This is a genomic window from Bifidobacterium scardovii JCM 12489 = DSM 13734 (genome assembly GCF_001042635.1).
In the GTDB taxonomy this organism is placed as follows: domain Bacteria; phylum Actinomycetota; class Actinomycetes; order Actinomycetales; family Bifidobacteriaceae; genus Bifidobacterium; species Bifidobacterium scardovii.
Map to the genome: position 1 here is coordinate 1,543,571 of NZ_AP012331.1, position 21,126 is coordinate 1,564,696.

19 protein-coding genes are annotated in these 21,126 nt (G+C 67.2%); 12 read left to right on the plus strand and 7 right to left on the minus strand.

Annotated features, from left to right (window positions below):
• The first annotated feature begins 29 nt into the window (after positions 1-29).
• Positions 30-1,946 (plus strand): ABC transporter ATP-binding protein, encoded by a 1,917-nt coding sequence (locus BBSC_RS06355; RefSeq protein ID WP_197074460.1) that lies wholly within the window; start codon positions 30-32, stop codon positions 1,944-1,946.
• Between the two features lie 26 nt (positions 1,947-1,972).
• Positions 1,973-3,883 (plus strand): ABC transporter ATP-binding protein, encoded by a 1,911-nt coding sequence (locus tag BBSC_RS06360; RefSeq protein ID WP_197074462.1) that lies wholly within the window; start codon positions 1,973-1,975, stop codon positions 3,881-3,883.
• Here BBSC_RS06360 and BBSC_RS06365 read toward each other — a convergent pair.
• Together BBSC_RS06365 and BBSC_RS06370 are read right to left on the minus strand one after the other, a co-directional pair.
• On the minus strand, positions 3,880-4,509 hold the full coding sequence (locus BBSC_RS06365; protein ID WP_033519026.1) for an HAD family hydrolase: 630 nt from the start codon (positions 4,507-4,509) through the stop codon (positions 3,880-3,882). The genes BBSC_RS06360 and BBSC_RS06365 overlap by 4 nt on opposite strands.
• Before the next feature lie 72 nt (positions 4,510-4,581).
• Positions 4,582-6,432: a bifunctional ADP-dependent NAD(P)H-hydrate dehydratase/NAD(P)H-hydrate epimerase gene (locus BBSC_RS06370; protein WP_033519041.1), complete on the minus strand. Its 1,851-nt coding sequence runs from the start codon at positions 6,430-6,432 to the stop codon at positions 4,582-4,584.
• Between the two features lie 132 nt (positions 6,433-6,564).
• Between BBSC_RS06370 and BBSC_RS06375 the strand changes: the two genes are divergently transcribed.
• Complete coding sequence (locus tag BBSC_RS06375; protein WP_033519027.1) at positions 6,565-7,167, plus strand: NAD(P)H-dependent oxidoreductase; 603 nt, start codon at positions 6,565-6,567, stop codon at positions 7,165-7,167.
• Between the two features lie 516 nt (positions 7,168-7,683).
• A complete protein-coding gene (locus tag BBSC_RS06380; RefSeq protein WP_033519028.1) occupies positions 7,684-8,373 on the plus strand; it encodes an SOS response-associated peptidase in 690 nt (229 codons plus the stop codon).
• A 189-nt stretch (positions 8,374-8,562) separates the two neighbouring features.
• Here BBSC_RS06380 and BBSC_RS06385 read toward each other — a convergent pair whose 3' ends face one another.
• The 4 genes from BBSC_RS06385 to BBSC_RS13300 all read right to left on the minus strand — a co-directional run bounded on the left by BBSC_RS06385 (position 8,563) and on the right by BBSC_RS13300 (position 10,295).
• Entirely contained in the window at positions 8,563-8,961 is a 399-nt protein-coding gene (locus tag BBSC_RS06385; RefSeq protein WP_231649362.1) for a cupin domain-containing protein, read from the minus strand.
• Positions 8,962-9,046: 85 nt separating this feature from the next.
• On the minus strand, positions 9,047-9,697 hold the full coding sequence (locus tag BBSC_RS06390) for a class I SAM-dependent methyltransferase (RefSeq protein ID WP_231649367.1): 651 nt from the start codon (positions 9,695-9,697) through the stop codon (positions 9,047-9,049).
• On the minus strand, positions 9,664-9,903 hold the full coding sequence (locus BBSC_RS14220; RefSeq protein WP_231649363.1) for a hypothetical protein: 240 nt from the start codon (positions 9,901-9,903) through the stop codon (positions 9,664-9,666). The genes BBSC_RS06390 and BBSC_RS14220 overlap by 34 nt, the downstream gene beginning before the upstream one ends.
• An 89-nt stretch (positions 9,904-9,992) precedes the next feature.
• The gene (locus BBSC_RS13300; protein ID WP_081893078.1) at positions 9,993-10,295 is read right to left on the minus strand and encodes a DUF2316 family protein; all 303 of its coding nucleotides are present in this window, start codon (positions 10,293-10,295) and stop codon (positions 9,993-9,995) included.
• 158 nt (positions 10,296-10,453) lie between these two features.
• Here BBSC_RS13300 and BBSC_RS06400 point away from each other — a divergent pair, with 158 nt between their 5' ends.
• The 3 genes from BBSC_RS06400 (at position 10,454) to BBSC_RS06410 (ending at position 12,453) form a co-directional block, all read left to right on the plus strand.
• On the plus strand, positions 10,454-10,951 hold the full coding sequence (locus BBSC_RS06400) for a MerR family transcriptional regulator (protein WP_081893081.1): 498 nt from the start codon (positions 10,454-10,456) through the stop codon (positions 10,949-10,951).
• Positions 10,952-11,011: 60 nt separating this feature from the next.
• Positions 11,012-11,773, plus strand: coding sequence for a carboxymuconolactone decarboxylase family protein (locus BBSC_RS06405; protein ID WP_033519029.1), 762 nt, complete (start codon positions 11,012-11,014; stop codon positions 11,771-11,773).
• Between the two features lie 359 nt (positions 11,774-12,132).
• Positions 12,133-12,453 carry an ArsR/SmtB family transcription factor gene (locus BBSC_RS06410; protein WP_049183166.1) on the plus strand — a complete coding sequence of 107 codons (321 nt, stop codon included), beginning with the start codon at positions 12,133-12,135 and terminating at the stop codon, positions 12,451-12,453.
• A 216-nt stretch (positions 12,454-12,669) separates the two neighbouring features.
• Here BBSC_RS06410 and BBSC_RS06415 read toward each other — a convergent pair whose 3' ends face one another.
• Positions 12,670-13,803, minus strand: coding sequence for a 5-methyltetrahydropteroyltriglutamate--homocysteine S-methyltransferase (locus BBSC_RS06415; RefSeq protein ID WP_033519030.1), 1,134 nt, complete (start codon positions 13,801-13,803; stop codon positions 12,670-12,672).
• A gap of 229 nt (positions 13,804-14,032) precedes the next feature.
• Here BBSC_RS06415 and BBSC_RS06420 point away from each other — a divergent pair, with 229 nt between their 5' ends.
• From BBSC_RS06420 to BBSC_RS06440, 5 genes are all read left to right on the plus strand, one after another.
• The gene (locus BBSC_RS06420; RefSeq protein WP_033519031.1) at positions 14,033-15,460 is read left to right on the plus strand and encodes a UTP--glucose-1-phosphate uridylyltransferase; all 1,428 of its coding nucleotides are present in this window, start codon (positions 14,033-14,035) and stop codon (positions 15,458-15,460) included.
• A gap of 154 nt (positions 15,461-15,614) precedes the next feature.
• On the plus strand, positions 15,615-17,549 hold the full coding sequence (locus BBSC_RS06425) for a helix-turn-helix transcriptional regulator (RefSeq protein ID WP_033519032.1): 1,935 nt from the start codon (positions 15,615-15,617) through the stop codon (positions 17,547-17,549).
• A gap of 30 nt (positions 17,550-17,579) precedes the next feature.
• Positions 17,580-17,891 carry a hypothetical protein gene (locus tag BBSC_RS06430; RefSeq protein WP_033519033.1) on the plus strand — a complete coding sequence of 104 codons (312 nt, stop codon included), beginning with the start codon at positions 17,580-17,582 and terminating at the stop codon, positions 17,889-17,891.
• Positions 17,892-17,973: 82 nt separating this feature from the next.
• Entirely contained in the window at positions 17,974-20,556 is a 2,583-nt protein-coding gene (locus BBSC_RS06435) for a DEAD/DEAH box helicase (RefSeq protein WP_034535520.1), read from the plus strand.
• Between the two features lie 151 nt (positions 20,557-20,707).
• Entirely contained in the window at positions 20,708-21,055 is a 348-nt protein-coding gene (locus BBSC_RS06440; RefSeq protein WP_033519919.1) for an RNA polymerase-binding protein RbpA, read from the plus strand.
• Positions 21,056-21,126: the final 71 nt, after the last annotated feature.

Below are 21,126 nucleotides of genomic sequence, written 5' to 3' on the forward strand. Positions count from 1 at the left end.
GCCGGAAGCGCCGCAAGAGGAGAGCTTACGTGAACACGGTGAAGGAATTGCTGCGCCATGTCGGCGGGTACCGGCGGGATTCGCTGCTGACGCCGATGTGGATGATCGCCGAGGTGGTGTGCGAGATGATCATCCCGCTGCTGATGGCGGTGCTGATCGACCAAGGCGTCGAAAAGGGCGATATGGGGGTGATCGCGCGCACCGCAGACATCATGGTGTGCGTGGCGCTCGTCGGCCTGTTCGTCGGGTGCATGGGATCGGTGTTCGGCTCGCGCGCCTCCGCCGGCCTCGCCAGGAACCTGCGCCAGGACCAGTACGACAACATCCAGACCTTCTCGTTCTCGAACATCGACCGGTTCTCCACGCCGAGCCTGGTCACCAGGCTCACCACCGACGTGATGAACATCCAGAACGCGTACATGATGATCCTGAGGATGGTGCCGCGCGCGTTCTCGAGCCTGATCATCGCCATGTGCATGGCGTTCGTCGTCTCCGGCACGATGGCGCTGATCTATCTCGGCGCGGTCGTGGTGCTGGGCGTGGTGCTCGGCGTGCTCATGTCGATCGCGGCAAGGTACTTCCGCCGCGCGTTCCCCGAATACGACGCAATGAACGAGTCGGTCGAGGAGAACGTGACCGCGATACGCACGGTCAAGTCGTTCGCCCGCGAGGACATGCAGACCAGCGTGTTCAAGGCCACGTCGAAGCGCATCTACGACATCTTCCTCAAGGCCGAGCTGGTGCTCGCGGCCGTCGACCCGATCATCCAGACCACCGTGTGGGGGTGCCTGCTGCTCATCAGCTGGGTCGGCTCGCACCTGATCGTGCAGGACCGGCTCACCACCGGCGATCTGACCAGCCTGCTCATGTACTGCATGAACATCCTCATGAGCCTGGTCATGCTGTCGATGACCGTCGTGATGATCACCATGTCGTCGGCGAGCGCGCGGCGCATCGTCGAGGTGCTGGTCGAGCGCGACGACATGCCCGTCGCCGCCCATCCGGTCACCGAGGTGGCCGACGGCTCGATCGAATTCAGCCATGTCGACTTCGCCTATCCTGCCGTCGTCCTGTCCGAGCACGATCCGGCCGCGAGGCGTCGCGCCGAGGCGACGCGGCGGCTGGGTTCGCGCGGCCCGGAGAACGTGCTCGACGACATCGACCTGACGATCCCGTCCGGTGCGGTGGTCGGCGTGATCGGCGGCACCGGGTCGTCGAAGACCACGCTCGTCAACCTCATCCCGCGCCTGTACGACGTCACCGACGGCTCTCTTAAAGTCGGCGGCGTCGACGTGCGCGACTACGACCGCGGCGCGCTGCGCGACAACGTGGCCGTCGTGCTGCAGAACAACGTGCTGTTTTCCGGCACGATCCTGAGCAATCTGCGCTGGGGCGACCCCGGCGCCACCGTCGAGGACTGCCGTCGCGCGTGCCGCATCGCCTGCGCCGACGAGTTCATCGACCGGCTGCCGGACGGCTACGAGTCGGTCGTCGAGCAGGGAGGGCAGAACTTCTCCGGCGGCCAGAAGCAGCGGCTGTGCATCGCCCGCGCGCTGCTCAAGAACCCGAAGGTGCTGATCCTCGACGATTCCACGTCGGCCGTCGACACGGGCACCGACGCGCGGATCAGGCGCGCGTTCGCCAGCCGGATGCCCGGCGTGACGAAGATCATCATCGCGCAGCGCCTCTCGAGCGTCGAGGATGCCGACATGATCGTCGTGCTCGACGGCGGCCGGATCAACGGCGTCGGCACGCACGCCGAGCTGCTGGCCTCCAACGAGATCTACCGCAGCATCCACGAGCTGCAGACCCGCGGCGGCGGCGACTTCGACGAGGACGGCTTCGACCGGCTCGCGCCGGACGGCGGGGATGGAGAACGCGACGGCGGCGTGGACGGCGAAGCGCCCGCCGCGCAGGAGAGGACCGAGGAAGGGGAGGTGCGCTGATGCCCGGACCACGCAATGCCGGCCGCATGGCCGCGGGAGCCAAGCAGGGGCGCGAGCTCGACCATCCGTTCCGCACCTTCATGCGGCTGATGCGCTTCGTGCTGTCCCTGTACGGATGGCAGTACTGCGTCGTGATCGCGATGATCGTCGTGACGATCTTCGCGTCGGTGCGCGGCAATCTGTTCTTCCAGACGCTCATCGACGACTACATCATGCCCATGGTCACCACCGGCGACCACGATTTCGCGCCCCTGCTCGGCGCGATCGGCGCCATGGCGGCCCTGTACGCGGCGGGCATCGCCGCCTCGGCGGTCAGCGCGGTGATGAAGGCCTTCGTCACGCAGGGCTTCATGATGAAGCTCAGGAACCGCATGTTCTCGCATATGCAGCGGCTGCCGCTCGGCTATTTCGACACCAATTCGCGCGGCGACGTGATGAGCCTGTACACCAACGACATCGACACGCTGCGCCAGATGGTCTCGCAGTCGGTGCCGCAGATCATCAACTCGGTGATCTCGATCGCGATGGTGCTGGTGAGCATGATCTACCTGAGCGTGCCGCTGACCGTGGTGGTGCTCGTCGTCTCGGGCGTCATGGTGTGGACCACGAAGGTCCTCACCGGCAAGTCCGGCACGTTCTTCTCGCGCCAGCAGAAGTCGGTCGGCGCGCTCAACGGCTATGTCGAGGAGATGATGAGCGGGCAGAAGGTCGTCAAGGTGTTCACGCACGAGCAGGCCGCCAAACGGGACTTCCGCGCGCTCAACGACCGGCTGTACGAGGCCTCGAACAACGCGAACAAGTTCTCCGGGTTCCTCGGGCCGATCAACAACCAGCTTGGCTACGTGGCGTACGTGCTGTGCGCGCTGGTCGGCGGCGCGCTGGCCGTCAGCGGCGCCACGGGGCTCACGCTCGGCGCGCTCGTCAGCTTCCTGACCTTCGTGAAGAGCTTCACGATGCCGATCAGCCAGGTCAGCCAGCAGCTCAACGCGATCGTCATGGGCCTGGCCGGAGCGGACCGCATCTTCAAGCTGCTCGACCGCAGGGTCGAATCCGACGACGGCACGGTCACGCTGGTCAGCGTGCGCCGCGACGGCGAGGGGAACCTGGTCGAATCCGACCGGCGCACGGACCGGTGGGGGTGGAAGCCCGGGAGCCGGGAGGCCGGCGCCGCGGAACCGTCCGTCATCGTGCCGATGCGCGGCGACATCCGGCTCAGGGACGTGAGCTTCGGCTACGTGCCGGGCAAGACGATCCTGCACGACATGTCGATGTTCGCCAAGCCGGGCCAGAAAATCGCGCTCGTGGGATCGACGGGCGCCGGCAAGACGACGATCACCAACCTGATCACCCGCTTCTACGACATCGACGCCGGGTCGATCACCTACGACGGCATCGACATCGCGGACATCCGCAAGGCCGACCTGCGCCGGTCGCTGGGCATGGTGCTGCAGGACACGCACCTGTTCTCCGGGTCGATCATGGAGAACATCCGCTTCGGCCGTCTCGACGCCACCGACGAGGAGGTGATCGCCGCGGCGAAGCTCGCCAACGCGCACACCTTCATCGAACGGCTGCCCGGCGGGTACGGCACGCAGCTGTCCGCGGACGGCGCGTCCCTGAGCCAGGGGCAGCGCCAGATGCTGGCGATCGCCCGCGCCGCGGTGGCCGATCCGCCGGCGCTGATCCTCGACGAGGCGACCTCCTCGATCGACACGCGCACCGAAGCGCTGGTCCAGGAGGGCATGGACCAGCTCATGCGCGGCCGCACGACCTTCGTGATCGCGCACCGCCTCTCGACGATCCGCAACGCGGACTGCATCATGGTGATCGAGGCCGGGCGCATCATCGAACGCGGCACGCACGACGAGCTCATCGCCCAGCAGGGCCGGTACTACACGTTGTACACCGGGCTGAAGGGCGCCGGCGGGGCGGACTAGAGCCGCACGCCGAGGGCGGCGAGGGACTCGCGCGCCTGCAGCGCGTTCTCGAAGAGCACGCCGTGGATGCCGACCTCGTCGGCGCCCACCACGTTCCTGGCCGTATCGTCGAAGAACACGCACCGGCCGGTGTCCAGGCCGAAGCGGCTGAGCGCCAGCTCGTAGATGTCGGCGTTCGGCTTGTGCATCTTCTCCACGCCGGAGACGACGGTGCCCTGCAGCAGCTCCTCGAGGCGCGGGTACTTCTCGAACGCGATGTGGAAGGTCTCATGCGACCAGTTGGTCAGCCCCCACGCGCCGTAGCCGTTGGCCCGCAGGTCGGCGAGCAGCTCGACCATGCCGGGCAGAATGCGGGGCAGGGCGTCGCCGTAGTGGCCGATGTAGTAGCGGAAGACGCCGGCGATCCCGTCGCCCTGCTCGCGCACCACGTCGGGATAGATGGCGTCGAAGTCCTCGCCGGCGTCCATGCGGTCCTCGTAGCGGAAGAAGCCGTGCGGGTCGTCGTCGGCGCAGATCGCGTCCACCAGGTCCTGATCGAAATGCCCTTCGAGGCAGGCGCGGGTCTGCCAGTCCAGCAGCACGCCGCAGAAGTCGAAAATCACGTCGGTGATGGGGGCGTTGGTCATGATGCTCCTCAAATCAGCTGGTCGAACAATGCCGTTGCCCAGTGTAACGCGCCGGCCGCTCGGGCGCGGCGCTCACGACAGCAGGCGCCGGACCGCCTCGGGGATCGCGTCGATCACGTCGGAGGCGATGATCGGATGGCCGAGCGTGCCCATCGGCTTGCGCGCGGCGGTGCCGTAGATCACCGGCGGGTTGAAGCCGCGCTGGTCGGAGGCGGAGGCGATGGCCGCCGCGTACCCGTGCAGGTAGGCGCCGGCGGCGACGGCGTCCATCACCGGCTCATCCTCGTCCTGCTGGGCGATCAGGGCGCCGATCATGCCGGCGAGCACGTCGCCGGCACCGGCGGTGCCCAGCCATGCGGGCGCGCGGCCGACGACCAGCATCCGGGGTTCGGCGTCGTCGGGGCCGGACTCGTCGAATTCGATGTCGGCGGCCTCTTCGCCGTCCAGCGTTCCGGCGGTGCTCGGGCGCACCGCGGAGGCCGGGGCCTCGGCGTCATCCGCGTCGTTCGCCTCGCCGACCACGATGGTGATCGCGCCCTTGAGCAGCACGGTCGCGCCGGTCAGCTCGTGCGCGCGCAGCGCCCAGTGCAGGGGCTCGAGCTGCACGGCCTCCGCGTCGACGTCCTCGCCGCGATCGGACAGCAGCGCGGCCAATTCGCCGGCGTGCGGGGTGATCACCACCTGCGGCGGCACCTCGTCGGGCAGCAGGTCGAGCGCGCCGGCGTCCACGACCACCGGCGGCATGTCGTAGGCGAGATCGTCGTCGTCATCGTCGGAGATGGCATAGTGCGACAGCAGCTTCGCGATGGTCTGGCGCTGCGCGTCGCGCTGATCCTCATCGGCCTCCGCCGACGGCACGCCGGAACCGACGACCCACGCCTGGACGTGCCCCTTGCCGAGCACGGCCTCCGGGGTGACGTCGAGCACCATGGCGCGTGCGCGTTCCGGGCCCATGTACCGGATCATGCCGACGTTCGTGCGCGCGGCGGCCCTGGTCGAGAGCACGGCGGCGCCCGGGTAGCTGGCGGATCCGGTGATCAGCCCGGTCACGCCGCGGGAGTACTTCGCGTCGGCGAGCCGCGGCAGCCTGATCGCCTCGGTGGCGGTGTCGCCGGACACGGATTCGATCACGGGGCGGTGCCCGGCCAGGTCGAAGCCGAAGTCGACGAGCGTCACGCGGCCGCAGGCGTAGGCGGCCGGAGGCAGCATGGCGCACGGCTTCATCGCGCCGAACATCACGGTCACGTCGGCCGGAATGTACGGGCCGGTGATCGCGCCGTCGTCCACGCCGACGCCGGAGGGCGTGTCCACCGCCACGACCAGGGGGAATTCGCCGGCGGTCTCGCCGTAGGGCAGCGCGGTGCGGTCGGGGATGCCGCCGGTCACGCCGAGCGAGGCGGCCAGCGTGCCGGCGATGCCGCGCAGCTCGCCGGTCAGCCCGATGCCGGTCATCGCGTCGATGATCACATGGCAGTGCTGCGCCAGCTCGACGGCCGCGCGCAGCCGTTCGCCGGCCTCGCCGGCGCCGAACCCCGCGGCGCAGCCGGGAACCTCGGAGGCCGGGTCGAGCACCAGCACCTTGCCCCCGGCGCGCACGAACGCGGCGAACGCCTCGCGGTGCAGGGAGCGGCCGACCACCACGGCGGTCACGGCGGCGCCGTTCTCCGCCAGCGCGGCCGCGGCGTACAGCCCGTCGCCGCCGTTGTCGCCGGCGCCGGCCAGCAGCGCGATGCGCGCATCCGCGAGCGCCACCCCCTCCTCGTCGATGAGTCCGGCGGTCACATGGGCCGTGACGTTCGCCGCCATGCGCATCAGCGGCACGCCGCCGTCCAGCAGGGGTCGTTCCATCGCGCGCACGTCCGCCCCGCGGTACGCCGCGTGGCGCAGCGTGTGCAGTCTGCCCTCGTCAGTGTGATCGGCCATGATCTCGGTCATGATGCAAACCCCCTTGTATTCGGTACCAGCTCTTACTCTACCCTGATCGGGCGGCGTCGCGGTGCCGGACAAGGCGTGTCATGGGTGGTTTTTCGTCCGGATCAGCGAGACAATGGGGCAATGAGCAATGTTCTTGTCATCACCAGCAATCCCGAACCGTCCAGCATGACCAACGCCACGGGCGAGGCCTTCGCCGAGGGCGCCGGCGCGCAGGGCGCGCGCACCGAACTGATCGACCTGTACGGGATCGGGTTCGATCCCGTGTACACGGCCGCCGACCGGGCGCACTACCTGGGCCGTGGGCCGATGCCCGAGGACGTGGCGGCGCTGCAGGCCCGCCTCGCCGAGGCCGACGTGATCGCGATCGTGTTCCCGGTCTACTGGTACACGATGCCGGCCATGGTCAAGGGCCTGTTCGACCGGGTGATCTGCCGCGATTTCGCCTACCACGCCGACGGGCGCCCGGGCGCGCTGGCGGGCAAGACCGTCCGCGTGATCCTGCTGACCGGCGGGTCCCGGGAATGGTACGAGTCCGACGGCATCGGCGAGGCGCTCGACAACCAGATCCGCCGCCAGACCTTCGCCAAATACTGCGGCGTGACGGATGCCAAACTCGTCTACGTGGACAACCTGGCCATGGGCGACGACGATCCGGCCAAGCGACGTGCCGCGGCGGCGCAGCTCGATGGCATTCGGGAGCTCGGCGCCTCGCTCGTCCGATAACACCCGGCGGCCCGGCCGACCGCGTTTGGTCAAGGGAATGCGAGTTGCCGGTGCGCGGGTTGCCGGACGGAGCCGTTTGGAACGTTCCAAGCCCCGAATATCGGGCGGGGCAACCGGTTTCTATACTTTCCCGCGCACCGACAACTCGACACAGCCGCGCAACCGTACGCGGGGAAGCGGCCTATCACGCGCTTTTCGGGCGGTTCCACACTGTTATAGGAGCGACAGTAACAGTTGCAAAACTGTTATACAACCAACTGATACAGTGCTGGAAACCCTTGCCGTTGCTGGCATACGGTCCGCTTCGGGCTCCGGTGGGGCTGTAAGCCAGCAGGGGCGTGGTGGATGCGCGGAACACGAGGGCGGAGAGAATTCTTAACGCCAAGGCCAACGGCCATCACGGTGGACGGCATTGCGTGGGGAGCGTTGCGCAGGCACCGTGGCCGGCGGTTATGTTCCGGGCGTAATCGGCCCGCACGCGCCGTATCCTCCGGAATCCGCGTAGACTGGGCCTTCATGTGCAGACGTTTTGCCATGGACCTCGACTGGGACGCCATCGCGCGACAGTTCGCCGTGGACGATGACGACGTCTCCGACCGGCTGCCGCCGGCCTCGTACGCCGTCGCGCCGACGCAGACCATAGGCATCGTCGCCCAGGGCCGCGACGGGCGCAGGCATCTCAACGGCGCCCACTGGTCGCTGATTCCCCGCTGGTCAGCCAGCAAAACCCTGTCGTACCCGACCTACAACGCCCGCATGGAGTCTGCGCAGCACAAGCCCACCTTCGCCGAATCGGTCCAGTCGATGAGGGCCGTCATCCCGGCGAGCGGATACTACGAGTGGAAGGGCCGCCGCCCGTTCTACTTCCACGCGGAGCATGACGCTCCGCTGCTCATGGCCGGACTGTATTCGTGGTGGCGCCCCAACGCCTCGGCGCCCTGGCTGCTCACCGCCACGATCCTGACCTGCCCGGCCGCGGAGGAGTTCGCACGAATCCATGACCGGATGCCGATGCTGGTGCCCGCCGACATGACTGGCGAATGGCTCGACCGGTCCATCGACGGGGCGCGGCTGCTGCGCCCGGTATGCGAGGCTGGCGCGGAACTGTCGCGCGCCCTGCGCTTCCACGAGGTCGCCCCGCTGTCCGGAGACGGCAGAAGGCTCATCGCCCCGCTGGATCACAGCGAGCCGATGAGCCTCTTCTGACCCAGCTGACCCTGCCGCCGGACGGACGGTCCGCCGGGCCTATCCATCCGGCAGGAGAACGGCCGGCCGCATCGGTTCCCGGCAAGACGCCTGCGCGCTTGCTGCCCGATGCGCGCCGATCATTCCAATCAAAAAAGGCTCCTCTCAACAGAGAGGAGCCGGAATGGATGCAGGCTGCGCCAGCAGCCGTCAGGCGCGGGTGTCGAACATCGACAGCACCATCTTGCTGGGCTCGAGCGCGTACACGGTGTGCGGCAGACGCGCGCCGAGGTACACCACGCCGCCGGGCTGGAGCACGGTCTCGCGCCCTTCGGCGCCGATGCGCAGCTTGCCCTCGAGCACCTGGATCATGACGGGCATCGCCGCGGTGTGTTCGGTGAGCACCTGATCCTTGTCGAAGCCGAACAGCACGGTGCGCAGGCCGTCCTCCTTCAGCACGGTGCGCGAGACCGTGGCCTCGGTCTGGACCTCGATCATCGACGCCAGATCGGCGATATCGACCATATGCGCCTCGGCACCCGCCGCGGCCTGTTCCTTCTTGTGCTTGCAACCGCAGTCGCCGTTGCAGTGGCGTTGCTCATCGCTCATCTTGATCTCCTTGGGTTGTCGCCCCGCCGGTTGCGGCGGCGGGACCGATGGCATGTTGATTGTACCGACGCGGCACGGCCGCGGTCTACCGTTCGGCCGGCTTGCGCACGACGAACGCGATGCCGGTCAGTTCCTTGCTGTACTTGCTGAAGGTGCGCTTCATGCTGAGCACGCGGGCGCGCACGTCCTTGTCGCCGAGCACGTTGCGCAGGATGCGCAGCACGCCGCCGATGCCCTCGTCGGCCAGATTGCGCTTCATGTTGAGCAGCGCCATCGGCTCCTTGCCGCTCCGCGGCACCTCGAAGCCCTCGCTTTCGAGCAGCTGGCGCCACTCCGCCTCGGTGAGCGGGCGCGCGTTGACCTTGATGCTGCGGGCCAGGGCCTGCCTGATCTCGTCCTTGACGGACTCGTCGAGGCTGTCGGGCTGCAGGCCTAGCTCATGGATCGAATACGTGCCGCCCGGGCGCAGCAGCCGGAACGCCTCGGCGATGATCGCGCGCTTGCCGCCTTCGGTCTGCATGGTCAGCATCGCCTCGCCGATCACCGTGTCGGCGCTGTCCGGCTCCAGTCCGGTGTCGGCCGCGTCGGCGCGCACGCAGGACGCGGGAATGCCGGTCTGTTCGGCGGCCAGACGCGTGATGATGTCGACGACCTGCGGGTCACGGTCGACGCCGCGGTGGCTTTTCGGCCTGTCGTCCAGGATCAGCCGCGTGGTGCGGCCGAGGCCGGGGCGAATTCGACGACGTCGCGTCCGGCGATCAGGGTCTCCGCCAGCATGCGCCTGGTGAGCTTCTCGCCGCCCGGGCGCAGCACGCGCTTGCCGATGCGCGCCAGCAGCCAATGGCCCTGCATATGCGCCACGTCGCGGTCCGACTGCGGCAGCGCGCCGGCCTGACCGTTCTCGGGATGTTGTGCGGTTGTGTGATGTTCGCTATGTGCCATGTTTCGAGATGGTATCGTTCACGTTGCGGGGAAAACAAGGGTTGTTCGGCAAAGGGCGACGTGATGTGCGTCACAGGGGGGAACGGCGGTCAGCCGTCGATCGCGCCCCGATCGATCATCGATCCGTCCAGAAACCAATACCCATGCGGGTCGCCCCGCAATGCGGTGAACGGCACGAGCTCGACACCGGCCTCGTGCGCCTTGTCCAGCAGATACCGGCGTATGATCCACGGATACTCCAGCACCCCCGACCTGAGCTCGACGATCCGCTCCACGGTCGCCGCGCTCACGCCGAAATCCTCTCCGACCTGCTCCGCGGTCAGTCCCAGTCTGCGCATGTTCTCACGAAACTCGCGAATAGTCGCGGCGCGCTGTTCATTGGTCAACGACATGGAAACTCCTCTCCGCGCCACATTGTATGCGCCGCGGCCCGGCGCGCGGGTCTTCGCCGGCAGAGAACGGGAAAGCCGGCCAAACGCTCCGGAACCATGCCGTCGCCGGAGTGTCGCCGATTGTCTTCAAGCGCTCGAAGTTCGTACAGTACGGACTTATGAACAGCACGACCGCATGGCATACGATCCGCGAGGCGTCGATGATTTCGGGACTGCCCGAATCGACGCTGCGCTACTACGAGCAGATCGGCATCATCGACCCCATCGCGCGCGACCCCAGCTCCGGGCACCGCGCGTACTCCGACGACGACCTGGAAGCGCTGACGACGGTGTCATGCCTGGCGGCGACCGGCATGCCGCTGGACGCGATGCGCGAATACCTGCGCAACCGCTTTGACGGCCCGGAAGGAGCCCGGCGGCAGGTGGAGCTGCTGGACGCCCAATCGCTGCGGCTCGCGGCCAAAGCCGAAAGCATCCGCATGCAGCAGGCGTACGTGTCCTTCAAGACCCTGTACTGGCGGGCCATCGCCGAAGGGCGCAGCCAGGACGCCGACCGGCTGCTCGAGGAAAACCACGATATCGTGGAGAAGGTCAAACGGTTGCAGAACTCCGGCCAGACGCCGGCCCGAACGCCCGGCCGGAACGACGGCCGGTGACGGGAACCGGCCGGGCCGCACGCACGGACGCATAGAGGAATCGGACGCAAAGGAGACATCATGTTCGAGGAACTGAAGACCCGCATGAACAAGTTCTGGAACAACGACAGGGCGCTCGCCGAAACCGACCCGGAATTCGTGGAGCTGTTCTCGAACTTCGCCTACGACGAGGTGGTGCACGAGCCGGGCGCCAACCACCCGGATCTGGACGACGCCACCCGCGCGACGGCGATCCTCGCCGCCCTGATCGGGTGCCAGGGCGTCGACGAGTACGAGCTCATGCTGCCGGTCGCCTTCGAATCGGGCGTGAGCGCCGTGCAGGCGAAGGAGATCGTCTACCAGGCCGTCGCCTATCTCGGGTTCGGGCGCGTGCTGCCGTTCCTGAAAAAGACCAACGAGATCCTCGGCGCGATGAACGTCGCCATGCCGTTGCCCCCGCAGTCGACCACGACGCCAGAGACCCGCGCCGCGGCGGGGGAGCGGGCGCAGATCGGCATCTTCGGCGAGCGCATGCGCGGATTCGCGGACTCCGGCCCCGAGGAGACGCGCCACATCAACAAATGGCTCGCCGACAACTGCTTCGGCGACTACTACACGCGAGGCGGGCTCGACGTGCGCCAACGCGAGATGATCACGCTGTGCTTCCTCGCCGCGCAAGGCGGCTGCGAACCGCAGCTGACCAGTCACGCGGCGGCCAATATGCGCGTCGGCAACGAAAAGCCCTTCCTCATCGCCGTCATCTCGCAGTGCATGCCCTACATCGGCTATCCGCGCACCCTCAACGCGCTGCGTTGCATCAGCGACGCCGCAAAAGCTGCATAACCACGCGTCCATGCGGGGCAGCGGAGCTTGCTGCGCCGCCCCGCATCGCGCCATGCGCCGCAGGGGCGAGTTGTCGGTGCGACGGCCAGTAAAGAAACCGGTTGCGCAGGCACATAACAGCGCATTGGAACGTTCCATATCGGCCGGTATGCATAGGCGCGCACCGACAACTCGAGGGTAGCTCTCATTGGCCACCCCGCATTCAGGCATATCCAATCATTTCAACTTTTCTTGAAATCGAGGTATACTGGTCTCGGAACATTTCAAGGAAAGTTGAAACGCCTTATCCCGAAAGGGATCGGCGAGGTCATGGCGGAAGGCAAAGACGGACGGCCCACTGGCGGAGACGGAGGAACGGCATGGGAGTGCAGGAGACCCTGGACGCGCTGTCCGACCCGGCCCGCCGCCGGATTCTAGACGCGTTGTGCTCGCGCGCGATGGGCGCCGGCGAATTGGCGGCCGCCGTCGGCCTGGCGCCGTCGCGGCTCTCGTACCATCTGAAGAAACTCAAGGCCGGCGGTCTGGTATCCGATTCCCGTCAGGGCAGCCATATCCATTACGAGCTGGATCTGGGCGCGATCGACGAAACCATCATCTGGTTGTCCGTGCTGCGCAGCAACGCCGCCATCGCCAAATCCGGCAAATCCGCCAAGTCCGACCAAACGCAGGAACGCCCGTAAATTCCATGCCATCGGGGCGAGACGGGCGGCCAGGCCGCATCGCCCGGCCACATGATGGGCCGCCACGGCCCGTGATTCACATGGTCCGGGATTGCGGACCAAGCCCCGCCGGACGGAGAACGGCTCCCCTCGTCGGGAGCCGTCGTGACGGGAACGAAAAAACGCCGGCCGGGCCCGCACGGCGAAGCGTGAAGCGAGGCCCGGCCGGCCAGGGCGTCAGTCCTCGCCCCACACGTCCTTGGCGATCGAACGGACGAGGGCGATCTTGGCCCACTGCTGGTCCTCGGTGAGCTTGTTGCCCTCCTCGGTCGAGGCGAATCCGCACTGGGTGGACAGGCACAGGCGGTCGAGCGGCAGGAACCTCGCGGCCTCGGCGATGCGGGCCTTGATGACGTCCGGATCCTCGAGCTCGGGCTTCTTCGAGGTGATCAGGCCGAGCACGACCTTCTTGTCGCCCGAGACCTTGGCCAGCGGCGCGAAGTCGCCGGAACGGTCGTCGTCGAACTCCAGGTAGTAGGCGTCCACGTTCTCCGTGCCGAACAGCACGTCGGCCACGGTCGCGTAGCCGCCAGCGGAGGCCCATGTGGAATGGTAGTTGCCGCGGCAGTCGTGCGTGGTGACCACCAGGTCGCCGGGCAGACCGGCGATGGCGGCGTTGTTCATCGCCGCATACCGCTCCTGCAGCGCGCGGAACTCCTCGGGCGAATAGTGCGAGTTGAAGTTCGGGTCGCAGAACATGCCCCATGTGCAGTCGTCGAGCTGCACGTTGCGGCAGCCGGCCTCGTACAGCGCGAGGATCAGCCCGCGGAACGCGGCGGCGGTGTCGTCGGCCAACGCGTCGTACGCGGCCTGGTCGTCGCCGTAGAACTCGTGCACGGAGGCGATGTTCTCCGGGCGGAACAGCTCGGCGTACAGCTGTGAGGGGGAGGGGATCGTCTGGCGGGCCACGACGGTGTCGTCCTCGAAACGCTTGAGGAACCGGAAATGGCTGATGAACGGGTGGTCGCCGTCGAAGGCGATGCGCCCGCTCAGGCGCGCCGATTCGGCGCGGGTCTCCTCGTCGTGGAACACGTATCCCTTGTCCATGGCGACCTTCTCGACCCCGGCGAAGCCCCACATGCAGTCGAGATGCCACCACCCGCGGCGGAACTCGCCATCGGTGATCACGCACAGGCCGGACGCCTTCTGGCGCTCCACCAGATGCTCGATGGCCTTGTCCTCCACGGCCGCGAGCGCCGCGGCGTCGATGCGGCCCGCCTCGTAATCGGCCCGGGCCTCCTTGAGCTCGGCCGGGCGCAGGTAGCTGCCGACCACGTCGGCGCGGAACGGCGCGTTCTTCGCGTATGCCATGACTGGTGTCCTCCTTGATAGCCGCGCATCCGAAGCGCGGTCGGGCGATGGGATGTCATTGCGTACCTTAACGCACCCACCCGCCAGCCCCGCCGTATCCAGCTTGTTCACGGTATGTTCACAGGGAAACAACGCCGAGGGGGAGACGGAACGCCGGCCATCCACTAGACTGGTCTGGAGCTGACGAAAGCAAAACCAAACGTGCCGTACTACGGTGGGGGTGCAAAAAATGTCCGATGTGTTCGACCTGTCCGCGTCTAAAATGCGCGATCACGGCATGAGCGATGTCTCGATCGCCCAGTTCCGCCGTCTGTACGACGTGTGGCGCCACGAGGAGGCCAGCAGCTGGATCCGCGAGGATGCGGTGGCGCCGCTCACCGGCGTGCCGAGCTTCCACGACGTCTACGAGACGATCGACCACGACAAGGCCGTCGAGGCCTTCGCCAAGACCGCGTTCCTCAAGCTCAACGGCGGCCTGGGCACCTCCATGGGCCTGGAGTGCGCGAAGTCGCTGCTGCCGGTGCGCCGCCACAAGGCCAAGCAGATGCGCTTCATCGACATCATCATCGGCCAGGTGCTCACGGCCCGCGCGCGGCTCGGCGTGGAGCTGCCGCTGACGCTGATGAACTCCTTCTGCACATCCGAGGACACGATGAAGGTGCTGCGCCACCACCGCAAGTTCCGCCAGCACGACGTGCCGATGGAGATCGTGCAGCATCAGGAGCCGAAGATCGTCGAGGCGACCGGCGAACCGGTGACGTGGGATGCCGACCCCGAGCTGGAATGGTGCCCGCCCGGCCACGGCGACCTGTTCTCCACGATCTGGGAGTCCGGCCTGCTCGACACACTTGAGGAGCGGGGGTTCAAGTACCTGTTCATCTCCAATTCCGACAACCTCGGCGCCCGCCCCTCGCGCACGCTGGCCCAGCATTTCGAGAACACAGGCGCGCCGTTCATGATCGAGGTGGCCACGCGCACCTACGCCGACCGCAAGGGCGGCCATATCGTGCGCGACAAGGCCACCGGCCGTCTGATGCTGCGCGAGATGAGCCAGGTGCATCCCGACGACAAGGCGGACGCGCAGAACATCAAGAAGCACCCGTATTTCAACACGAACAGCATCTGGGTACGCATCGACGCGCTCAAGGCCAAGCTCGCCGAATACGACGGCGTGCTGCCGCTGCCGGTGATCCGCAACCGCAAGACCGTGGACCCGACCGATCCGGAGTCGACGCCGGTCGTGCAGCTGGAGACCGCGATGGGCGCCGCGATCGGGCTGTTCGACGGGGCGATCTGCGTGCAGGTCGACCGCATGCGCTTCCTGCCGGTCAAGACGACCGACGACCTGTTCATCATGCGCTCCGACCGCTTCCACCTGACCGACTCGTACGAGATGGAGGACGGCAACTACATCTTCCCGAACGTGACGCTCGATCCGCGCTACTACAAGAACATCCACGACTTCAACGAGCGCTTCCCGTACTCGATCCCGTCGCTGGCCGCCGCGAACTCGGTGACCATCAGGGGCGACTGGACCTTCGGCCGCGATGTGGTCATGTTCTCGGACGCGATCCTCGAGGACAACGGCGAGCCGAGCTACGTGCCGAACGGCGAATACGTAGGCCCCCAGGGCATCGAACCGGACGATTGGGTCTGACGGCACGCCAGCGAGGATTCAGCCAAAACAGGAAAAACGCCGTTTTTTTGAGGAAATGAACACATCGGCCACAAATAGCCTCTAATATAGATGAAGTGCGAGCAACACGATTGCCGCACACTTATAACGGTACGATAACGATACGTGAGGACTAATGGCAGAGGGTACCAACGGAAGAAGGCGTTTTTCCGACAAATGGGGCAAGCATGAGCTCGATGTGCTGGCCGTGTTGTCATCCGCTTTCCCGCAGTGGCTTACCTCCCGTCAGATCGCGCAGCGCGTGAAGGCCTACGCCGATTCGTACGGGGAGCTGGCCGACCAGGCGGCTAAGGCGGCGTTCGCCAAGCAGTTCCAGCGTGACCGCGCCAAGCTGGCGGCGATGGGCATCGCCATCGAATCGAGGCAGCCGGAGTATTCGTCCAAGTCCGAAGGACAGGATTTCGCGTCCTATCGCCTGCAGCTGGGCGACGAGCCGCGCATCCGCCTGCATTTCGAGCAGGACGACCTGCCGGTGCTGGCCGCGGCGAACTATCTGGCCCGGTCGATCTCCGTGTCGTCCACCGCGTCCCAGCAGCAGCCGGTGCACACGTCCCGCACGACGCCGCGCGTGCCCCAGACGCCGATTCCCGGACTCGGCCTCGACTCGATCGCGCCCGGGCTGGGCACGCAGCCCATTCCCGAGACGCTGGTCAAGGTCATCGAGTCGCGCCGTTTCGCCGCCACCGTGGACGTGGACGGCGAGCATATCAACGTTGCCTACACCGATTCCGACGATCTGGCGATGTTCGTGCTCGAGCATCCCGGCGCCTACATCGTCAGCCCGCAGGAGGCCGTCGACGCCTTCCGCCGCCGCCTCAACGCGGCCACGGCGTTCACGCTGGCCGACGAATCCGAGGGGGAGAACGGCTCAACGGTCGTCACCTCGGCGATCAGCAGCCACACCGATCCCGACGACGACGATCCCGAATCGCTCAAGGGCCACCAGAAGAAGGGCGCCTCGTTCCAGACCGGCAGCGAGGTGGACCGCCGGCTGCGGCTCATGCTGTTCCTGTCGGCCCACCTGGGCGAGGAATACTCTCTGGCCGAGCTCGCCGAGCGCTTCATCGGCAAGGCCAAAAGCGACGACGAGCTCAAGAAGTTCGTCAACGTGATCCACAAGGACATCAACACGCTCACCACCGTCTCCGACGACGGCGAAATGGCCGGCAGCCAGTTCTTCGACATCGACTGGTCGCTGCTCGATGCCGAGGGCATCGTCTCCGCCACCAATTCGCTGGGCCTGGAGCGCCTCGCCGGCATCTCCCCGCAGTATCTGAGCCTGCTGACCGCGTCGGTGAGCTACTTGGCCCACTCCCCGCTGCTGCCCGACGAGCAGCGCGCGAAGGCCCGCTCGCTGTACGAGCGCCTGCATTCGCATGTGGTACCCGGCGAGACCCCGTGGCTGTCGCTGACCGGCTACGAGCTGGAACCGCGCAGCTTCTCGGTGGTCAAGCGCGCGATCTCCACGGAGAAGCTGCTCGACATGGAATACACGGATGGCGCCGGCCGCACCCGCCGCAAGCTGGTGGCCCCGGCGAAGATCTTCGTGGACGAGGGCGTGTACTACGCGGCCGTGTGGACCGACGTGGCCGCCGCGGCCCCCAAGGACAAGAAGTCCCTGGTCGACAAGGACACGCGCCTGAACAAGGCCAACGGCAAACCGCGCATCTGGCAGGTGCTGCGACTGGCCCGCATCGAGCGCGCCGAACTGGTCGAGCCGAAGGCCAAGGTGGAGATCCCCGACGTGCCGGTCGGCGAACTGCGCAAGTGGAGCTTCGACAACGGCACCGCCGCGGTGTTCATCACCGACGGCCAGGACCTGCCGTTCACCAAGACGCTGCCCGGCGCCACGGTCGAACCGTGCGCGGACGGCCAGAAGGTGCATCTGACGGTGTCCTCCGACTCCTGGTTCGTGGCGTTCTGCATCGCGCACGCCCGCCACATCACCGCGGTGGCGCCCGAAACGCTGCGCACGATGATCGTCGCCCGCGCCCAGCGCGAGCTGAGCGTCGGCCAGCTCGACGATGCCGCACGGCCCGACGCCGAATAGCGTGGCGGGCCGCGACAGGGAAGGAATATCATGCCTTGGTGGATTTGGCTGCTGCTGGCGCTGTTCATGGTCGCCATGCTGGTCGCCGGCGTCGTCTACGCCGCCGTGCACGGCATGCGCGGGCTGAGGATCGTCGGCGAGGTCGGCGAGCAGATCGGCGACCGCATGGCCGCGATGGGCGAGCCCGACCAGGAGGCCGACCGCCAGTCGCCGCCCGTGTTCACCGAACCGCTGCGCGCCGCATCCGAGCGCTATGCGCAGGCGCAGGCCGCCGTGGTCGCCCGCCGCCAGACCAAGCGCGAGCGCCATGCCCGCCAGTGGGCCGATTGGAACAGCCGCTGAGCGCGGGGCGGCGCCGATTTCGACACCAATCACCATAGGCCCCGGCCCGTCAACCGGATCAGTCGGGGCGGAAACGGCAATTATGACTCGACACCATCACTCCAGCGCGTCCGCATCGTCCGGCTCCTCGCCGGCGCAGCGGTACGCGTCGTTCCGCGACTCCCGCGCCCGGGCCCGTTCGGCGGCCGGGCGGTTCGCCGCGACCCTGCCGTTCGCCATCGACGATTTCCAGCGGGAGGCGAACGAGGCGCTCGAGGCCGGCCGCAACGTGCTGGTCGCCGCGCCGACCGGCGCCGGCAAGACCGTCGTCGCCGACTTCGCGATGTTCCTCGCGCAGGAACGCAACGTCAAGGCGTTCTACACCACGCCGATCAAGGCCCTGAGCAACCAGAAGTACCATGATCTGGCCGCCGTGTACGGGCCCGACCGGGTCGGCCTGCTCACCGGCGACACGTCGATCAACTCCGAGGCCGACATCGTGGTGATGACCACCGAGGTGCTGCGCAACATGCTCTACGAGCGGTCGACCACGCTGAACGCGCTCGGCTACGTGATCCTCGACGAGGTGCACTACCTCGCCGACCGCTTCCGCGGGCCGGTGTGGGAGGAGGTCATCATCCACCTGCCCGAATCCGTGCGCATCGTCGGGCTGTCCGCCACCGTGTCGAACGTCGAGGACTTCTCGCAGTGGATCACCTCGGTGCGCGGCGAGACCACGCTGGTCGTCTCCGAACGCCGGCCGGTGCCGCTCGAGCAGCATGTGATGGTGCAGGCGGACGAGCACACCGAACCCGAGCTGATCGACCTGTACCGCCATGACGGCGACGGCGAGCAGACCACCAAGATCAACGCGCGGCTCATCGACCGTCTGGACCAGCTCGACCGCAGGGCGGCCCGCCGCCGCGGCGAGGAACGGCCGAACCGGCGCGGCGGGGCCGGGCGGGGCGGCAAGGGGCGCGACCGCGCCGCGCGCAAGCCGGAACGCCATACGCCGCGGCGCTGGGCCGTGGTTGACGAGCTCAACTATCTGGACATGCTGCCCGGCATCTACTTCATCTTCTCGCGCAACGGCTGCGACCAGGCGGTCGAGCAGTGCATCAACGCCGGCCTCGAGCTGACCAGCGAAGCCGAGGTGCGCCGTATCCGCCGCATCGTCGACGAGATGGTCGAGGGCCAGATGTCGGCCGACGATCTCAAGGCGCTGCAGTTCTCCAAGTTCCGCTTCGCGCTCGAGGAGGGCTTCGCCTCGCACCATGCGGGCATGATCGCCCTGTTCCGCCAGATAGTCGAACGCCTGTTCGAAGAGGGTCTGGTGAAGATGGTGTTCGCCACGGAGACGCTGGCGCTGGGCATCAACATGCCGGCGCGCTGCGTGGTGGTCGAAAAGCTCGAGAAATTCGACGGCACCGGGCATGTGCAGCTGACGCCGGGGGAGTTCACCCAGCTGACCGGCCGCGCTGGGCGGCGGGGTATCGACACGATCGGGCACGCGGTGGTCGTGGACCATCACGGCTTCCTGCCGGCCACGGCCGCGTCGCTGTCCAGCAAGCGCGTCTATCCGCTGCATTCGAGTTTCCGACCGACGTTCAACATGGCCGTCAACCTGCTCAATTCCAGCGACTACGCGACCGCGCGCGTCACGCTCGACCATTCCTTCGCCCAGTGGGAGGCCAACGAATCCGCGTGGCAGCTCGAATCGCAGATCGGCACGCTGGAACAGGCCATCGAAGGATACGAACAGGCGTTCGTATGCGAGCACGGCGACTTCAAGGAGCTGATGACCATCCGCATGCGCCTGAGCGACCTGGAGAAGGCCGGCCGGCGCAAGCTCAAGCAGACCGCGTTCCGTACCGACAAGGAACGTTCCCAGGCGTTCCGCGACCTGGACCGGCGCATCGGCGAGCTCAAGGCGCTCGACCGCGACCATCCGTGCCGCCAGTGCCCGGATCTGCAGCGGCACCTCAAATGGGGCCACCGCTGGGCGCGCGAGATGCGCGAGCTCGAACGGGTGCGCGACCGCTACGATTCGCGCACCGGGTCGGTGGCGAGGCAGTTCGACCGCATATGCGAGATCCTGGCGGCGCTGGGCTATCTCGAACGCCACGACGAGGATCCGAACGGACTGGACTACCGGCTCACCGAGCACGGGCAGCTGCTGCGGCGCCTGTACAGCGAACAGGATCTGATTCTCGCCCAGGCGATCTGCAACGGCACGCTGAAATTGCTGCCGCCCGCATGCCTGGCCTCCGCATTGTCGTCGCTCGTGTACGAGGCGAGGCGCGGCGGCGGGGGAGAGCCCCGCTACTACCCGGGCGGCTCGCAGGGGCCGGTGGCCATCGCGGCGCAGGAGCTGCGCGGCATCCACGCGTCGATCCGCATGATGTGCGAGGACGACGGGCTGCCGGCGCCCCCGCAGCCCGATTTCGGCATCGCCGACATCATGTACGAATGGGCCGACGGCGAGGATCTTGCCGCCGTGCTGCGCGGCGTCGAGCTGACCGGCGGCGATTTCGTCCGCAACGCCAAGCGCCTGACCGACGTGCTGCAGCAGATCGCCACCGCGGCTCCGCTGCTCGGGCCGGACGGCGAGGCGCTGGCGGCCACGGCCCATGAGGCCGCCGACATGGTCAACCGCGGCATCGTCGCCTATTCCGGCGTCGACTGACCGCGTGCCCCGCGCCGGCGCGGGTCGCGGTGCCGTCGCGGGGGGGCAATCCGCCCGGCGACGGGCCGGCCGGGAATAATGCCGGGGAATAATACGGTCGTCCGAACTGTTTTGTAGCGTAGTACAGGTTTGAGTCCAAGAAGGAGTGAATATGGCAGAACGCAGTCTGCGCGGCATGAGCATCGGCGCGAAGTCGCTGGAATCCGATGAGAACGTGGATTTCGCGGCGAGGACGGAAGTCGCCTACGTGTGCCCGAAGGGGCATCGCACGATCCTGCCGTTCGCCGATGGCGCCGAGGTCCCGGACGAGTGGGAGTGCCGTTGCGGCGCCGTCGCGCACCGCGAGGGCGATACCGACCGCGAGGGCGACGACATCGCCAAGCCGACCCGCACCCACTGGGACATGCTGCTCGAGCGCCGCAGCGAGGAAGAGCTCAAGACGCTGCTCGACAAGCGCCTGCAGATGCACCGCGACGGTTGGATTCCCGACTACGAGTGAGTGAACAACACATGAAGCCGATGCCCGGTCAGTATGGCCGGGCATAATATTTTCTGGTCGGCACCCGCACG

What these genes read in the sequence shown, in the direction of transcription:
- BBSC_RS06360 (WP_197074462.1), top strand. Translation starts at nt 1,973, where the DNA reads ATGGCCGCGGGAGCCAAGCAGGGGCGCGAGCTCGACCATCCGTTCCGC.
- BBSC_RS06365 (WP_033519026.1), bottom strand. Translation starts at nt 4,509, where the DNA reads ATGACCAACGCCCCCATCACCGACGTGATTTTCGACTTCTGCGGCGTG.
- BBSC_RS06370 (WP_033519041.1), bottom strand. Translation starts at nt 6,432, where the DNA reads ATGGCCGATCACACTGACGAGGGCAGACTGCACACGCTGCGCCACGCG.
- BBSC_RS06375 (WP_033519027.1), top strand. Translation starts at nt 6,565, where the DNA reads ATGAGCAATGTTCTTGTCATCACCAGCAATCCCGAACCGTCCAGCATG.
- BBSC_RS06380 (WP_033519028.1), top strand. Translation starts at nt 7,684, where the DNA reads ATGTGCAGACGTTTTGCCATGGACCTCGACTGGGACGCCATCGCGCGA.
- BBSC_RS06385 (WP_231649362.1), bottom strand. Translation starts at nt 8,961, where the DNA reads ATGAGCGATGAGCAACGCCACTGCAACGGCGACTGCGGTTGCAAGCAC.
- BBSC_RS14220 (WP_231649363.1), bottom strand. Translation starts at nt 9,903, where the DNA reads ATGGCACATAGCGAACATCACACAACCGCACAACATCCCGAGAACGGT.
- BBSC_RS13300 (WP_081893078.1), bottom strand. Translation starts at nt 10,295, where the DNA reads ATGTCGTTGACCAATGAACAGCGCGCCGCGACTATTCGCGAGTTTCGT.
- BBSC_RS06400 (WP_081893081.1), top strand. Translation starts at nt 10,454, where the DNA reads ATGAACAGCACGACCGCATGGCATACGATCCGCGAGGCGTCGATGATT.
- BBSC_RS06405 (WP_033519029.1), top strand. Translation starts at nt 11,012, where the DNA reads ATGTTCGAGGAACTGAAGACCCGCATGAACAAGTTCTGGAACAACGAC.
- BBSC_RS06410 (WP_049183166.1), top strand. Translation starts at nt 12,133, where the DNA reads ATGGGAGTGCAGGAGACCCTGGACGCGCTGTCCGACCCGGCCCGCCGC.
- BBSC_RS06415 (WP_033519030.1), bottom strand. Translation starts at nt 13,803, where the DNA reads ATGGCATACGCGAAGAACGCGCCGTTCCGCGCCGACGTGGTCGGCAGC.
- BBSC_RS06420 (WP_033519031.1), top strand. Translation starts at nt 14,033, where the DNA reads ATGTCCGATGTGTTCGACCTGTCCGCGTCTAAAATGCGCGATCACGGC.
- BBSC_RS06425 (WP_033519032.1), top strand. Translation starts at nt 15,615, where the DNA reads ATGGCAGAGGGTACCAACGGAAGAAGGCGTTTTTCCGACAAATGGGGC.
- BBSC_RS06430 (WP_033519033.1), top strand. Translation starts at nt 17,580, where the DNA reads ATGCCTTGGTGGATTTGGCTGCTGCTGGCGCTGTTCATGGTCGCCATG.
- BBSC_RS06435 (WP_034535520.1), top strand. Translation starts at nt 17,974, where the DNA reads ATGACTCGACACCATCACTCCAGCGCGTCCGCATCGTCCGGCTCCTCG.
- BBSC_RS06440 (WP_033519919.1), top strand. Translation starts at nt 20,708, where the DNA reads ATGGCAGAACGCAGTCTGCGCGGCATGAGCATCGGCGCGAAGTCGCTG.